This is a genomic window from Streptomyces vilmorinianum (genome assembly GCF_005517195.1).
Taxonomy (GTDB): domain Bacteria; phylum Actinomycetota; class Actinomycetes; order Streptomycetales; family Streptomycetaceae; genus Streptomyces; species Streptomyces vilmorinianum.
Map to the genome: position 1 here is coordinate 513,135 of NZ_CP040244.1, position 15,076 is coordinate 528,210.

At 71.6% G+C, this 15,076-nt stretch carries 14 protein-coding genes; 11 read left to right on the forward strand and 3 right to left on the reverse strand.

From position 1 onward, the window contains the following. Nucleotides 1–48: 48 nt before the first annotated feature. The 10 genes from FDM97_RS02565 to FDM97_RS02605 all read left to right on the forward strand — a co-directional run bounded on the left by FDM97_RS02565 (nucleotide 49) and on the right by FDM97_RS02605 (nucleotide 8,175). A complete protein-coding gene (locus tag FDM97_RS02565; RefSeq protein ID WP_137988642.1) occupies nucleotides 49–960 on the forward strand; it encodes a Rossmann-like and DUF2520 domain-containing protein in 912 nt (303 codons plus the stop codon). 23 nt (nucleotides 961–983) lie between these two features. Next, entirely contained in the window at nucleotides 984–2,051 is a 1,068-nt protein-coding gene (gene panC, locus FDM97_RS02570; RefSeq protein WP_137994617.1) for a pantoate--beta-alanine ligase, read from the forward strand. Beyond that, a complete protein-coding gene (locus FDM97_RS02575; protein WP_137988643.1) occupies nucleotides 2,048–3,739 on the forward strand; it encodes an L-aspartate oxidase in 1,692 nt (563 codons plus the stop codon). Before panC ends, FDM97_RS02575 begins: the two co-directional genes overlap by 4 nt. Beyond that, nucleotides 3,740–4,774: a carboxylating nicotinate-nucleotide diphosphorylase gene (gene nadC, locus FDM97_RS02580; RefSeq protein WP_137988644.1), complete on the forward strand. Its 1,035-nt coding sequence runs from the start codon at nucleotides 3,740–3,742 to the stop codon at nucleotides 4,772–4,774. Next, complete coding sequence (locus FDM97_RS02585; RefSeq protein ID WP_137988645.1) at nucleotides 4,774–5,580, forward strand: type III pantothenate kinase; 807 nt, start codon at nucleotides 4,774–4,776, stop codon at nucleotides 5,578–5,580. The genes nadC and FDM97_RS02585 overlap by 1 nt, the downstream gene beginning before the upstream one ends. A gap of 250 nt (nucleotides 5,581–5,830) precedes the next feature. Continuing rightward, nucleotides 5,831–6,400, forward strand: a complete 570-nt coding sequence (locus FDM97_RS02590) for a hypothetical protein (RefSeq protein ID WP_137994618.1) — start codon at nucleotides 5,831–5,833, stop codon at nucleotides 6,398–6,400. A gap of 14 nt (nucleotides 6,401–6,414) precedes the next feature. Then, the gene (locus FDM97_RS35665; protein ID WP_175439017.1) at nucleotides 6,415–6,591 is read left to right on the forward strand and encodes a hypothetical protein; all 177 of its coding nucleotides are present in this window, start codon (nucleotides 6,415–6,417) and stop codon (nucleotides 6,589–6,591) included. Nucleotides 6,592–6,708: 117 nt separating this feature from the next. Further along, nucleotides 6,709–7,158, forward strand: a complete 450-nt coding sequence (locus FDM97_RS02595) for a BlaI/MecI/CopY family transcriptional regulator (protein ID WP_137994619.1) — start codon at nucleotides 6,709–6,711, stop codon at nucleotides 7,156–7,158. A gap of 9 nt (nucleotides 7,159–7,167) precedes the next feature. Beyond that, nucleotides 7,168–7,695: an amino-acid N-acetyltransferase gene (locus tag FDM97_RS02600; RefSeq protein WP_137988646.1), complete on the forward strand. Its 528-nt coding sequence runs from the start codon at nucleotides 7,168–7,170 to the stop codon at nucleotides 7,693–7,695. A gap of 144 nt (nucleotides 7,696–7,839) precedes the next feature. After that, nucleotides 7,840–8,175 carry a histone-like nucleoid-structuring protein Lsr2 gene (locus FDM97_RS02605; protein ID WP_137988647.1) on the forward strand — a complete coding sequence of 112 codons (336 nt, stop codon included), beginning with the start codon at nucleotides 7,840–7,842 and terminating at the stop codon, nucleotides 8,173–8,175. Here FDM97_RS02605 and FDM97_RS02610 read toward each other — a convergent pair. Continuing rightward, nucleotides 8,154–8,744 (reverse strand): SCO3374 family protein, encoded by a 591-nt coding sequence (locus FDM97_RS02610; RefSeq protein WP_137988648.1) that lies wholly within the window; start codon nucleotides 8,742–8,744, stop codon nucleotides 8,154–8,156. The two genes, FDM97_RS02605 and FDM97_RS02610, sit on opposite strands and share 22 nt — an antisense overlap. 462 nt (nucleotides 8,745–9,206) lie before the next feature. On the opposite strand from FDM97_RS02610, the gene FDM97_RS02620 reads away from it, so the two are divergent. Beyond that, nucleotides 9,207–11,732: an ATP-dependent Clp protease ATP-binding subunit gene (locus FDM97_RS02620; RefSeq protein WP_137988649.1), complete on the forward strand. Its 2,526-nt coding sequence runs from the start codon at nucleotides 9,207–9,209 to the stop codon at nucleotides 11,730–11,732. Nucleotides 11,733–11,806: 74 nt separating this feature from the next. On the opposite strand, the gene FDM97_RS02625 is transcribed toward FDM97_RS02620, so the two are convergent. Both FDM97_RS02625 and FDM97_RS02630 read right to left on the reverse strand, forming a co-directional pair. Beyond that, entirely contained in the window at nucleotides 11,807–14,713 is a 2,907-nt protein-coding gene (locus FDM97_RS02625) for an NACHT domain-containing protein (protein WP_137988650.1), read from the reverse strand. Next, entirely contained in the window at nucleotides 14,710–15,039 is a 330-nt protein-coding gene (locus FDM97_RS02630) for a trypco2 family protein (RefSeq protein WP_137988651.1), read from the reverse strand. Before FDM97_RS02630 ends, FDM97_RS02625 begins: the two co-directional genes overlap by 4 nt. Nucleotides 15,040–15,076: the final 37 nt, after the last annotated feature.

Sequence of the window (15,076 nt, forward strand, 5' to 3'; positions counted from 1 at the left end):
GAAATCGTCCGGTACCCCCCGCGGACTGGAACGGAAGGCCGTTGCCGCGTGAACCAACCAGCAGAACCCCGAGCGGAAGACCGACCCGCGCGACTCTCCGTCGGAGTCGTCGGAGCCGGCCGGGTGGGCCCCGCGCTCGCCGCCGCACTCCAGCTCGCGGGACACCGCCCCGTCGCCGTCTCCGCGGTCTCCGACGCCTCCGTGCGCCGCGCCGCGACCCTGCTCCCCGACGTGCCGATCGTGCCGCCCGCCCAGGTGCTCGCCCGCGCCGAGCTGGTGCTGCTGACCGTTCCCGACGACGCGCTGCCCGGCCTGGTCGAGGGCCTCGCCGAGACCGGTGCCGTACGGCCGGGGCAGCTGCTCGTGCACACCTCCGGGCGGTACGGCGTGAACGTCCTGGAGCCCGCGCGCCGCGCCGGCGCGCTGCCGCTCGCGCTGCACCCCGCGATGACCTTCACCGGGACCTCCGTCGACGTCCAGCGGCTGGCCGGCTGCTCCTTCGGGGTGACCGCGCCCGAGGAGCTGCGGCTGGCCGCCGAGGCCCTGGTCATCGAGATGGGCGGCGAGCCCGAGTGGATCGCGGAGGAGTCCCGCCCGCTCTACCACGCGGCCCTCGCCCTGGGCGCGAACCATCTGGTCACGCTGGTCGCCCAGTCGATGGACCTGCTCCGTACGGCCGGGGTCGCCGCCCCCGACCGGATGCTCGGCCCGCTCCTGGGCGCCGCCCTGGACAACGCCCTGCGCTCCGGCGACGCGGCCCTCACCGGACCCGTCGCGCGCGGTGACGCGGGCACGGTCGCCGCGCACGTCGCCGAGCTGCGCAAGCACGCGCCCGGCACCGTCGCCGGCTACCTGGCGATGGCCCGCACGACCGCCGACCGGGCGCTCGCGCACGGCCTGCTCAAGCCCGAGCTCGCCGAGGACCTGCTGGGCGTGCTCGCAGAGGGGGACCCCCGATGACCTCCACGTCGTCCCCGTCGTCCATGTCGCCCGCGTCGTCGTCGACGGCCTTCGCGCTGGTCCGTACGGCCGACGAGCTGCACGCCCGCGCGGCGCGCCACGCGTCCGCCGTCGCACGCGCCGGCGTGGCCGGAAACAGCCGCACCGCCGTCGTCATGACCATGGGCGCCCTCCACGAGGGGCACGCCACCCTCGTCCGTACCGCCCGGGAGTACGTCGGACCCGACGGGTTCGTCGTCGTCACCGTCTTCGTCAACCCGCTCCAGTTCGGCGCCGGCGAGGACCTCGACCGCTACCCGCGCACGCTGGACGCCGACCTCGAGGTCGCCGCGGCGGCCGGCGCCGACACGGTCTTCGCCCCCGCCGTCGACGAGGTCTACCCCGGCGGGGAGCCCCAGGTCCGGATCACCGCGGGCCCCATGGGCGAGCGCCTCGAAGGCGCCTCGCGGCCCGGCCACTTCGACGGGATGCTCACCGTCGTCGCCAAGCTGCTCCACCTCACCCGCCCCGACCTGGCCTTCTTCGGCCAGAAGGACGCCCAGCAGCTGGCCCTGATCCGCCGGATGGCCCGCGACCTGAACTTCCCGGTCGAGATCGTCGGCGTGCCGACCGTCCGCGAGACCGACGGCCTCGCCCTGTCCAGCCGCAACCGCTACCTCTCCCCCGGCGAGCGCCGCACCGCCCTCGCCCTGTCCCGCGCCCTGTTCGCCGCGAGCGACCGGCTCGCCGCCCAGCACGCGCTGCGCGCGCGTGCCGCCTCGCTGCCCGGCGCGCAGAACAGGGCCGAGACCCGCGCCGAGGCGCTGTCCCGGCTCGGCGAGGCCCGTGCCGCCGCCGACGCCCACGCCGTCGCCCAGGCCTCCGAGGGCGGCGGCGCCGACGCCGTACGGGCCGCGGCCCGCGCCGTCCTCGACGAGGCGGCGAAGGCCGAGCCGCCGCTCACCCTCGACTACGTCGCCCTGGTCGACCCGTCCGACTTCACCGAGGTCGCCGACGGCCACGACGGCGAGGCGATCCTCGCCGTCGCCGCGCGTGTGGGCACCACGCGGCTGATCGACAACATCCCGCTGACCTTCGGAGCCGCCAAGTGACCGGAATACGGCTGCACGCGCCCGCGCCGGGCTGGGCCATCGACGCCGATGTCGTCGTGGTCGGCTCCGGCGTCGCGGGCCTCACCGCGGCCCTGCGCTGCACCGCCGCCGGACTGCGTACGGTCGTCGTCACCAAGGCCCGCCTGGACGACGGCTCCACCCGCTGGGCGCAGGGCGGCATCGCCGCCGCGCTCGGCGAGGGCGACACCCCCGAGCAGCACCTGGACGACACGCTCGTCGCCGGTGCCGGGCTCTGCGACACCGAGGCCGTACGCCTCCTCGTCACCGAGGGACCCGACGCGGTCCGCCGGCTGATCGAGACCGGCGCGGACTTCGACAAGAACGCCGCGGGCGAGATCGCCCTGACCCGCGAGGGCGGCCACCACCGCCGCCGTATCGCGCACGCGGGCGGCGACGCCACCGGCGCGGAGATCTCCCGCGCGCTCGTCGAGGCGATACGGGACCGGGGGCTGCGCACCATCGAGCACGCCCTCGTCCTCGACCTCCTCACCGACGCCGAGGGCCGGACCGCGGGCGTGACCCTGCACGTCATGGGCGAGGGGCAGCACGACGGTGTCGGCGCCGTCCACGCCCCCGCCGTGGTCCTGGCCACCGGCGGCATGGGCCAGGTCTTCTCCGCGACCACCAACCCGGCCGTCTCCACCGGAGACGGCGTCGCGCTCGCCCTGCGCGCCGGGGCCGAGGTCTCCGACCTGGAGTTCGTCCAGTTCCACCCGACGGTGCTCTTCCTCGGCGCCGACTCCGAGGGCCAGCAGCCCCTGGTCTCCGAGGCGGTACGGGGAGAGGGCGCCCATCTCGTCGACGCGGACGGCGTCCGCTTCATGGTCGGGCAGCACGAGCTGGCCGAGCTCGCGCCCCGTGACATCGTCGCCAAGGCGATCATGCGCCGGATGCAGGAGCAGAGCGCCGAGCACATGTACCTGGACGCCCGCCACTTCGGCGCCGAGATGTGGGAGAACCGGTTCCCCACGATCCTCGCGGCCTGCCGCTCCCACGGCATCGACCCGGTCACCGAGCCGATCCCGGTCGCCCCCGCGGCCCACTACGCCTCCGGCGGAGTCCGCACCGACCTGCACGGCCGGACCACCGTCCCGGGCCTCTACGCGTGCGGTGAGGTGGCCTGCACGGGCGTCCACGGCGCCAACCGGCTCGCCTCCAACTCGCTCCTGGAGGGCCTGGTCTTCTCCGAACGCATCGCCGCGGACATCGCCGGCCACGGCCCGCACCGCGAGGGTCCCCCGGTCGACTCCCGGACCACGTCGGTCCTGCCGCTCGTCGAGCCCGAGGTGCGCCCCACGATCCAGCGGATCATGAGCGGCGACGCCGGAGTGCTGCGCTCGGCGCGGAGCCTCGCCGAGGCCGCCGAGGCCCTGGAGGCGCTGAGTCTCGCCGCCGCGGGCGAGCAGGCCGGCAAGGCCGCCGAGCCGGGCGTCGAGTCCTGGGAGACGACCAACCTGCTGTGCGTCTCCCGCGTCCTCGTGGCCGCGGCCATGGAGCGCGCGGAGACCCGCGGCTGCCATTGGCGCGAGGACCACCCCGAGCGCGACGACACCACGTGGCGACGCCATCTGGTCGTCCGCCTCACCCCGGACCGGCGGCTGGTCGTCCGCCGCACCGCCACCGCAGACTTTCCGCCCGTAACCGCCGACGCACCCATGGAGCCGTAAGTGACCACGCCCGAAACGCCCGAAGAAGGACGCCCGGAGCCCGTGGACGTCCCCCTGATCCACATCAACGGCCCCGCCGAGCCCGCGGGTGGCTGTGGTGACGGCTGCGGCTGCGGCGACGCCGAGGAGTACGAGTGCGGGCTCGACCCCGCCCTCGCGGAGCTGCTCGCCGAGGCCGGACTCGACCCGGTCCAGGTCGAGGACATCGCCCACCTGGCCATCGCCGAGGACCTCGACGGCGGTGTGGACGTGACGACCGTCGCGACCGTCCCCGAGGACGCCGTGGCCACCGCCGACTTCGTGGCCCGCGAGGCCGGTGTCGTCGCCGGGCTCCGGGTCGCCGAGGCCGTGCTGTCCATCGTGTGCGTCGACGAGTTCGAGGTCGAGCGGCACGTCGAGGACGGCGAGCGCGTCGAGGCCGGGCAGAAGCTCCTGAGCGCCACCGCACGCACCCGTGACCTGCTCACCGGCGAGCGCAGCGCCCTCAACATCCTGTGCCGGCTCTCCGGCATCGCCACCGCCACGCGCGCGTGGGCGGACGCCCTGGAGGGCACCCGGGCCAAGGTCCGCGACACCCGCAAGACCACGCCGGGCCTGCGCGCCCTGGAGAAGTACGCGGTGCGCTGCGGCGGCGGCGTCAACCACCGCATGTCGCTGTCGGACGCCGCCCTGGTGAAGGACAACCACGTGGTCGCGGCCGGCGGCGTGGCGCAGGCCTTCAAGGCCGTACGGGAGCTGTTCCCGGAGGTGCCGATCGAGGTCGAGGTCGACACCCTGCACCAGGTCCGCGAGGTCCTGGACGCGGGCGCGGACCTGATCCTGCTCGACAACTTCACTCCCATGGAGACCGAGGAGGCCGTCGCCCTGGTCGCGGGCCGCGCCGCCCTGGAGTCCTCCGGCCGCCTCACGCTGGAGAACGCGGCGGCGTACGCGGCGACCGGCGTGGACTACCTCGCCGTGGGCGGGCTCACCCACTCGTCCCCGATCCTCGACATCGGCCTCGACCTGCGCGACGCCTCCGAGGCGGCTGTCTGATGCTCCTCACCATCGACGTCGGCAACACGCACACCGTCCTCGGCCTCTTCGACGGCGAGGAGATCGTCGAGCACTGGCGCATCTCCACCGACCCGCGCCGGACCGCCGACGAGATGGCGGTCCTGCTCCAGGGCCTGATGGGCATGCATCCGCTGCTCGGCGTCGAGCTGAGCGACGGCATCGAGGGGATCTCGATCTGCGCGACGGTCCCTTCGGTGCTGCACGAGCTGCGCGAGGTGACGCGGCGGTACTACGGCGACGTACCGGCGGTCCTCGTGGAGCCGGGCGTCAAGACCGGCGTGCCGGTCCTGACCGACAACCCCAAGGAGGTCGGCGCGGACCGCATCATCAACGCGGTCGCGGCGGTCGAGCTCTACGGCGGCCCGGCGATCGTCGTCGACTTCGGCACGGCGACGACGTACGACGCGATCACCGCGCGCGGTGAGTACGCGGGCGGGGCGATCGCGCCGGGCATCGAGATCTCGGTGGAGGCGCTGGGCGTCCGCGGCGCCCAGCTCCGCAAGATCGAGCTGGCCCGCCCGCGCAGCGTGATCGGCAAGAACACGGTCGAGGCGATGCAGTCGGGCATCGTCTTCGGCTTCGCGGGTCAGGTCGACGGCGTGGTGGCCCGCATGAAGCGCGACCTGGTGGGCCCGAACGGCGACCCCGACGACGTGACGGTGATCGCGACGGGCGGCCTCGCCCCGATGGTCCTCGGCGAGGCGAAGCAGATCGACGAGCACGAGCCCTGGCTGACCCTGATCGGCCTGCGCCTGGTGTACGAGCGCAACGTCTCCCGGATGTAGGGGGGTCCCCGGGGGGGGAGTCCCCCGGGGACAGGCACAAACGGTCGTCGCCCTTGCGGCCACGTCCGCTCCGCCGGCCCTGCCGACACCGGTTGCGCTGTCTGCACCGGGGCGCCGCCCGCCCAAGGCCCGCGTCCCGGTTCTGCCGCCCGCCCGAGGGCAACGCGCCGGGGGATGATCGGTAAACGAAATTTGTCCGATTAGCGCGTATCGTCACCCCATGCCCACGCCATACGGATCCCGCGGCGGCATGGCGTTCAGCGCGGACGAGCTGCGTGTGCTCCGACGCGCCCTTGCCACCGCCCTCAACCCTGCCCCCCTTCAGGACGAGGACGTCCAGGACTGCCTGCGCCTCGCCGAATCCGTGGACGACACCGTCCGCGAGGCCGGCCGGCTGCGCGCCTTCCTCCTCGCCGACCTGACCCGCTACCGCGAGGCCCTGCCCGGCTCGCTCCCCGGGTATCTGGACCTCCTCCAGGACGCCCTGTCCGCCGGCTACGACCCCGCCGCCGACGACCTCGCAGCCCTGCGCGCCCTGCGCGCGAACCCCCGGGCCGCCGTCCTCCTGGAGCGCTGCCAGGTGCTCGCGGAGCGCTCCGTGCGCGCCCGCCTCGCCCGCGTCTCCCAGGCCGTCGCCCCCGTTCCCCGCGCCCGGCTGCTCGCCCTCCCCGGCGGCCGCGCCGCCGGGGACCAGCCCAAGCCGGCCACGCCCAAGCCACCCACCCCCGTCAAGCGCCCGGCGCCCAAGCCCTCCGAGGTGTTCCCGCCGCGCCGACGCCCCGTACCCCCGCCCCCGCCCGAGGAACGCGCCGCCGGATAGCTACTCTGGACGGCATGGACTACGTATCCGCGCTCCTGCCCCCCGTCGTGATGGCCGCGTTCTTCATCGGGCTCGTCGTCACGATCGTCAAGAGCCAGGGCGGCCCCAACAAGGCCAAGGAGGACGCGGCCGTGGACGCCGCCCTCGCCCGCGCCGAGGCCACCCGTCAGGCGGACGGCAGCGCTTCGTAGCCGCTCGACCCCGTCCCGCATCGAGGACGTACGGCAGATTTCATGCCGTACGTCCTTTTTGTTGCGTTTCCTACGTCAATAACCGGCCACTCCCACTTCGCGGACTATGGTGGCCTTGTGCCCCGCCCATTGGGAGAACTGGAAGACGCCGTCATGACGCGCGTCTGGCAATGGAACCGGCCGGTGACCGTCCGGGAAGTCCTGGAGGATCTCCAGCAGGAACGGTCCATCGCCTACACCACCGTCATGACCGTAATGGACAATCTCCATCAGAAGGGCTGGGTGCGCAGGGAAGTCGACGGCAGGGCCTATCGATATACCGCCGTCTCCACCCGCGCCGCCTACTCGGCCGCACTGATGAACGAGGCCTGGTCCCAGAGCGACAACCCGGCCGCCGCGCTCGTCGCGTTCTTCGGCATGATGTCGAGCGAGCAGCGAGAGGCCCTCAACGACGCCATCCGCGTCGTCGGGTACAACACCTCCGACGCGCCGGCGCCGCCGCCCGAGGCCGCCGAACAGGCCGAACCTTCCGAGGGCGGCGAGGGAACCGAGGGGCCGGGGCGATAACGTCCCCCCATGCCGTCGTCCTCCTCCGTCTCAAAAGCCGTCACCGTCCGCCGGGCCCGCACCAGTGATGTCGCCGCCGTGCGCCGGCTTGTCGACCCGTACGTCCGCCGGGGCATCCTGCTCGACAAAGCGACGGTGACCCTTTACGAGGACATCCAGGAGTTCTGGGTCGCCGAACGCGACGAGGACGCGGTGGTCGTCGGCTGCGGCGCACTCCATGTGATGTGGGAAGACCTCGCCGAAGTACGTACTCTCGCCGTCGATCCGGAGTTCAAGGGCGCGGGCGTCGGACATCACGTGCTCGACAAGTTGCTGCACACCGCCCGATGGCTCGGCGTGCGCCGGGTATTCTGCCTGACCTTCGAAGTCGACTTCTTCGCCAAGCACGGCTTCGTCGAGATCGGCGAGACTCCGGTCGACGGAGATGTCTACAGTGAGCTCCTGCGTTCCTATGACGAGGGTGTCGCCGAGTTCCTCGGTCTCGAACGAGTGAAGCCGAACACCTTGGGCAACAGTCGGATGCTTCTGCACCTGTGATCGTAACGATCGCCGGGAACCCTATGTCCGAATCGCGCACGTTTCCCGCGTTGCCGGGCTTCTGAACCTCTCCCAGGGGTTTGTGTTTTTCCGGGAAAAGCGGTTTCCTTTCCGCGTACTGCATTTTCGATGAAAGGAAATCCGGTGGCACAGAAGGTTCAGGTCCTTCTTGTCGATGACCTCGACGGTGTCGAGGCGGACGAGACCGTGACGTTCGCGCTGGACGGCAAGACCTACGAGATCGACCTCACCACCGCCAACGCGGACAAGCTCCGTGGCCTGCTCGAGCCGTACACGAAGAGTGGCCGGCGCACCGGTGGCCGCAGCGCCGGTATGCGTGGCAAGGGCCGGGTCGCCGCCGGCGGCAGCCAGGACACCGCGAAGATCCGCGCGTGGGCCAAGGAGAACGGCTACAACGTGAACGACCGCGGCCGCGTCCCCGCGGACATCAAGGCGGCCTACGAGGACGCGAACCGCTGAGGCGCCAGCGTCTGAACGGCCGGCCCCCGGGGGCGCGCACCTCGTAGCCGCACCCGGTGGCACTCCGCGGCGGCGGCGGCCACGAGCCGTACGAGACAGGGGGCGCCCGCATCGCCCCGCGCGGCGGCCCGCACGGCCGGCAGCGAGGACTCCACCTCGCGGCCCGGCTCGGGGGCACGCAGCCACACCGTGGCGCCCGGCGCGCCGGAACCGCTCCATCCTGGGGGAATGGGGGCGGTCATCCGGCCGCCCGCGCCGAGCGCGGCGAGATCCAGCGAGATCCCGCCCCACTCCAGCCAGTCGAGCAGCCCCGGCAGCTCCTCCGCGCTTCCCGCGGCCATCAGGAACCGCATCCTCCGCCCCATGAGGGCCACAGGACCGATGGCCGTGCCCGTCCTTCCCAGCACCGCGCGGCCGGCCGCGGCAGGCAGCTCCAGGACGTCGAAGCGCAGCCCCGTCACGAGCTGCACCGGCGGTCCGGCCACGGTCGCCCAGCCGAGCCCTTCCTCGTACCACCGCGCCAGGCCGCCGTCGAGCGGCGAGCGGGGCAGCGGCACGGTGAAGGACATGCCCGGGCAACTCCCACGAGCGCCCGTTGGTTACGCCCGCGATGACGCACCGTCCTCGATCCGATGCGCAGAGTGTCCATGATGGGGGCGTACGGGCGCATTCGGGAGCGCAAGGATGTTCGCCCGTAGCGGAGGGAACCGGGGTGTGCCGCATGGAGTGTCGGTGCTTACGGGTAAGACATTCCTAGTGAGGAGGGGCGACTCGCGGGCTTTGCCGTCTCACGTTCGCCATCGGCGTACAGAAGGCGCGGGTAACTGCTTGGCCTGCGGGAACATCGTCTCGCACCATCGAGTTGGAGCATTTGTCGGCTGTTCGGCAGCAGGTCTCCCCGCAGATGAGGGGGTGATCCGGACGGATGTCGGCAGTTGGAATGAGCGGTCCCCGCTTGCGGGACTAAGCTGCGGAAGGACAGGGAGGGGATCGACCCCTAACTGACTGACCGCTCTGAGGAGCGATTAACGATGTTCGAGAGGTTCACCGACCGCGCGCGGCGGGTTGTCGTCCTGGCTCAGGAAGAAGCCCGGATGCTCAACCACAACTACATCGGCACCGAGCACATCCTCCTGGGCCTTATCCACGAGGGTGAGGGTGTCGCCGCTAAGGCCCTGGAGAGCCTCGGGATTTCGCTCGAGGCGGTCCGCCAGCAGGTTGAGGAGATCATCGGGCAGGGGCAGCAGGCCCCGTCCGGCCACATCCCCTTCACCCCGCGTGCCAAGAAGGTCCTGGAGCTGTCGCTCCGCGAGGCCCTCCAGCTCGGCCACAACTACATCGGCACGGAGCACATCCTGCTCGGCCTGATCCGCGAGGGCGAGGGCGTCGCCGCCCAGGTCCTCGTGAAGCTGGGCGCCGATCTCAACCGGGTGCGGCAGCAGGTCATCCAGCTGCTCTCCGGCTACCAGGGCAAGGAAGCCGCCACGGCCGGCGGTCCTGCCGAGGGCACCCCCTCGACGTCCCTGGTCCTCGACCAGTTCGGCCGGAACCTCACCCAGGCGGCCCGCGAATCCAAGCTCGACCCGGTCATCGGGCGCGAGAAGGAGATCGAGCGGGTCATGCAGGTGCTGTCCCGCCGCACCAAGAACAACCCGGTCCTCATCGGCGAGCCCGGCGTCGGCAAGACCGCCGTCGTCGAAGGCCTGGCGCAGGCCATCGTCAAGGGCGAGGTGCCCGAGACCCTCAAGGACAAGCACCTCTACACCCTCGACCTCGGCGCGCTGGTCGCCGGCTCCCGCTACCGCGGTGACTTCGAGGAGCGCCTGAAGAAGGTCCTCAAGGAGATCCGCACCCGCGGCGACATCATCCTGTTCATCGACGAGCTCCACACCCTCGTGGGTGCGGGTGCCGCCGAGGGCGCGATCGACGCCGCCAGCATCCTCAAGCCGATGCTGGCCCGCGGTGAGCTCCAGACCATCGGTGCCACGACGCTCGACGAGTACCGCAAGTACCTGGAGAAGGACGCCGCGCTCGAGCGCCGCTTCCAGCCCATCCAGGTCGCGGAGCCGTCGCTGCCGCACACGATCGAGATCCTCAAGGGTCTGCGCGACCGCTACGAGGCCCACCACCGCGTCTCCATCACGGACGAGGCCCTCGTCCAGGCCGCGACCCTGGCCGACCGGTACATCTCGGACCGCTTCCTCCCGGACAAGGCGATCGACCTGATCGACGAGGCCGGCTCCCGGATGCGCATCCGCCGGATGACCGCGCCGCCGGACCTCCGCGAGTTCGACGAGAAGATCGCCGGCGTCCGCCGGGACAAGGAGTCCGCGATCGACTCCCAGGACTTCGAGAAGGCGGCGTCTCTCCGCGACAAGGAGAAGCAGCTGCTCGCGGCGAAGGCCAAGCGGGAGAAGGAGTGGAAGGCCGGCGACATGGACGTCGTCGCCGAGGTCGACGGCGAGCTGATCGCCGAGGTCCTCGCGACCGCCACCGGCATCCCGGTCTTCAAGCTGACCGAGGAGGAGTCGAGCCGCCTGCTCCGCATGGAGGACGAGCTCCACAAGCGCGTCATCGGCCAGAAGGACGCCGTCATCGGCCTCTCGCGGGCGATCCGTCGTACGCGAGCCGGTCTGAAGGACCCGAAGCGTCCCGGTGGCTCGTTCATCTTCGCCGGCCCGTCCGGTGTCGGTAAGACCGAGCTGTCCAAGGCGCTCGCCGAATTCCTCTTCGGCGACGAGGACGCGATGATCTCCCTCGACATGTCGGAGTTCAGCGAGAAGCACACGGTTTCCCGTCTCTTCGGTTCTCCCCCCGGATACGTGGGCTACGAAGAGGGCGGCCAGCTCACCGAGAAGGTGCGCCGCAAGCCGTTCTCCGTCGTCCTCTTCGACGAGGTCGAGAAGGCCCACCCCGATATCTTCAATTCCCTTCTCCAGATCCTGGAGGACGGTCGCCTGACCGACTCCCAGGGCCGGGTCGTGGACTTCAAGAACACGGTCATCATCATGACGACCAACCTCGGGACCCGGGACATCTCGAAGGGCTTCAACCTGGGCTTCGCGGCCCAGGGCGACACGAAGTCCAACTACGAGCGGATGAAGGCGAAGGTCAGCGACGAGCTGAAGCAGCACTTCCGCCCGGAGTTCCTGAACCGTGTGGACGACATCATCGTCTTCCCGCAGCTCACCCAGGACGACATCCTGCAGATCGTCGACCTGATGATCGGCCGGGTGGACGAGCGCCTGAAGGACCGGGACATGGGCATCGAGCTCTCCCAGTCCGCGAAGGAGCTGCTCGCCAAGAAGGGTTACGACCCGGTCATGGGCGCCCGGCCGCTGCGCCGGACGATCCAGCGCGAGGTGGAGGACGCACTCTCCGAGAAGATCCTCTTCGGCGAGCTGCGCCCCGGTCACATCGTGGTCGTGGACACCGAGGGCGAGGGTGAGGAGAAGAAGTTCACCTTCCGCGGCGAGGAGAAGTCGGCGCTGCCGGACGTCCCGCCGATCGAGCAGGCGACCGGCGGAGCCGGGCCGAACCTCTCGAAGGACGCGTAACGCGTTCCTGAACGGTTGAAGGGGCCGCCCTGGACTCGGAAGAGTCCGGGGCGGCCCCTTTTCTCATGACGACCTCACGACGACGACGTGTCCAGGACGAGCCGGTCACCGAAGGCGGCGCGGCCGAGGATCTTCCGCTGGGCGACATTGACGACGCGCACAGTCAGGCCAGGGACTCCATGGAGCGGGGACAGGTCGAGGCGGTCGTCCTCGAGCCGAGGCATGTCCAGCGTCAGTTCCCTCAGCCGTGGAATCCGGGTCACCGCCTCCAGGATCGGCAGGCCCGTCGGCATGAGGACCAGACTCATGTGCTCCAGCGCGTCCAGGCCGGCGAGAGCACCGAGGTTCGTCAGGTGCACGCAGGACTGCACGGTCAGGCGGCGAAGGCTCCCCACGTTCAGGGCCGACAAGACGTCGAGGTCGGTCAGGAGCTTGTTCGTGGCGAGGGCCAGGCGGTCGAGTGGGCGTCGCCCCAGTCCCTCGACGAGTTCGGCGGGCGAGAGGTCGCCGATGACGAAGACCCGGGTCTGGGGAAGGTGGCCCACATGGCGCAGCTCCTCCCTGCCCTCCACGACAAGCGTCGCCTCCGGCGCCAGATGGGGGAGAACCCGGTGCGCGAACGCCTCTGTGGGGAACCGCTCCCAATACGGGGAGATGTTCCCGGCCCAACCCGCTCGTGCCGCGGCTTCCGCATAGGGAAGGGCCTCCTGCCCGCCGATCGAGCAGATCAGGTCGGTCACCCGGTTCGAGGAGTCCCTGGAGAGCCCGCCCAGTTCCGGCAGCAGCGGCAGTACGTAGGCGCCCAGGCGTGCCAGCTGGTGCACCTGCGGCCGGCTCATCGGCGGGATCACCGAGGAGACCGCCTTGCGTACCCGGCCGTGCAGGACTTCCGACAGCCATGCCGCGTGCTGGGCGCAGAGGGCCGCCAGGACGTAGAGGGTCGTCTTGAGGTCCCGCTTCCGGGTCGCGGAGCCCGCCGCGAGCAACCCCTCGACCAGGACCGGCAGTTCGCGCCGCGAACAGTGGCCCGCGGCCAGCAGCAGCACGTCGTGCCACTGCTGCTCTTGGGCGTGGCGCAGGAGTTCGGCGAGGAGGTCGTCCTCGACGAACTCCTTGGCGGCGAGGAAGTCCTGGAAGGTGCGGTGCGCGAACTGGAAGACGTCGTCCGTGCGTTCCTGGAGGAGGCCGCTGCGGTTCAGAAGGTGGGTGAGGATCTCCTCCGGCGTTCCCTGGGCCTGGACCCTCGGCATCCCCGGCAGCGCGCGGTTCAGCTGGTGCAGCGCCTGCTCGCGGGTGAACTCGGTCTGACCGCCGCGGACCAGCCAGGCCGCCAGGCGCTGGAGGAGCTGCTGGTGCTCCTCGACCGACATGCGTATGCCGTCGGGGGCGTCGATGCGACGCCGCTTGTCGCGGTCGCCGAGCAGCAGCTGGAGGGCCGACTCGTACAGTGCCCAGCGGGTCTCGGGCAGGAAGCCGTCCCGTAACCGGTGAAGCGCGCAGATCACCGCGCACAGCAGCGGGGTGCGGGCGAGGTCGGACAGGGGCGGGTTGTGGTCGAACTGCTGGAGCAGATCGCGTTCGAGGGCGTCCAGGCCCGCGTCGTCGCCGTCGAGGCGGGCGGCCGCGTGCCAGGCGCTGACGAAGGCCTGGATGTCCTGGTCCCGCATGGGCAGGAGGGTCAGTTCCTCAAAGTTCTCGGAGGCCAGCCAGTCCGGCTCGACGGCGAGCGGCCGTACGGTCGCCACGCAGCGGGTACGGGGATAGCGGGCCAGGAGTGCGGACAGCCAGGCGTGGGCGGCCTCGCGCTCCTCGTACGGGACCTCGTCGAGGCCGTCGACGAGGAGCAGCGCCCGGCCCGCGGACAGGACGCGTCCCGCCCACCCCTCGGGCGCGCTGTCGATCACGAGACCGGCGGCGGCGGGGAGCTCGGCGGGGGACGGGAAGCCGGAGCCCCTGGCGCGCAGGCTGCGCAGGGGGACCACGAAGGGGACGAGCCCGTTCAGCTCGGCGAGCCGCGCCCCGAGCGTGCCCGCGGCGGCGTGCGCGGCCAGCCACCAGACGAGGGTCGTCTTGCCGGCGCCGGCGTCGCCACGGAGGAGGACGCGGGGTCGGGCGGCGAGGAGCTCGTCGATGCGGTGCGGGACGTGCTGCGAGTCGCCGGGATCCTTCGACGCGGCCTCCAGGGAGAGGTAGGCGGTGTCCAGGTCCCACTCGGAGGCGCGTTTGCCGAGCTCGTCGAGGCCGAAGATCTTGGTACGGCGGTAGGCGGCGCCGAGGGCTTCGGCGTACTCCTCCTCGTACCGCGCGTCGACGGGGTGATTCCCGGTGACGCGGTGCAGGTCGGCGACGGCGGGCAGGGGCGCGATGGCCTTGGCGTGCCAGAGACGGAAGTCGTCGTCGGCCATGATCGCGCGCAGCGGGACGCATTCGAGCCTGCGGTGGCCACGCCCCGCGGGAACGCTGCGGACGATGCCGATGAGCCCGTCTCCGGCGAAGACGGGCGCGCCGGAGAGTCCGGCGAGCGGGGAGAGGCCGTCCTCGCGCTCGGCGGCAGGCGGCCGGTCCAGCTCCATGACCATGGTGCGGCGCAGCAGCCCGGCCATCGGCAGGACCGTGCCGGTGTACTGGTCGAGGTCGAGCCTGCGGCCCTCGTCGTAGCGCTGGATCCGGGGGAAGCCGATGACCTCGCAACCGGGCAGAGGACGGTCGGTGGCGACCGTGCTCAGCCGGGTCTGGAAGGGGAGAAGGAGGCCGGTGGCCTCGCCGTGCAGGACGGCGGCGTCGAGTCGTTCGTCCGCCCAGATCACCCGGAGGAGCAGCGGTTCGGCCCGGTGGGGCAGGGCGATCCGGGCGGTGCGGGCGGTGCCCAGGATGTGGGCGCTGGTCAGGACGGTGTGGTGGCCGATGAGGACGCCGGTGCCCTGCTGCTGGGCCAGGACGGCGACCACGGTACGGGCGGGTGAGGAGGCCCAGCCGCTCATCGGGGCCCCGTCGCGCCGAAGTCGGAGAGGTCCGCCTCGTCCTCGTTGCCGACGAGCCACGCCTGGCCGGTCGCCGCGTTGCGGGGCTTGAGGGTGAAGGAGACCCGATGGGTCTCGCCCCGGGCACGGGAGGCGTCGGCACCGGCCTCGACGACCCAGGCCTTGACCTTGGCCCCGCCCTTCACCTCCTTGCGGAGTTCGATCGTGAACTCCATCTCGATGTCGCCCACTTCGAAGGCGACGGGGCGGCCGGTGGCGCGTGAGGCGGCCTCGATCAGCTGGTCGCGTACGGATTCGACGGCGTCGGCGAGCTCGATGTCGGTCATGATCGGGAAGGTACCGGGGGAGGGCGGGGGCGGTCAG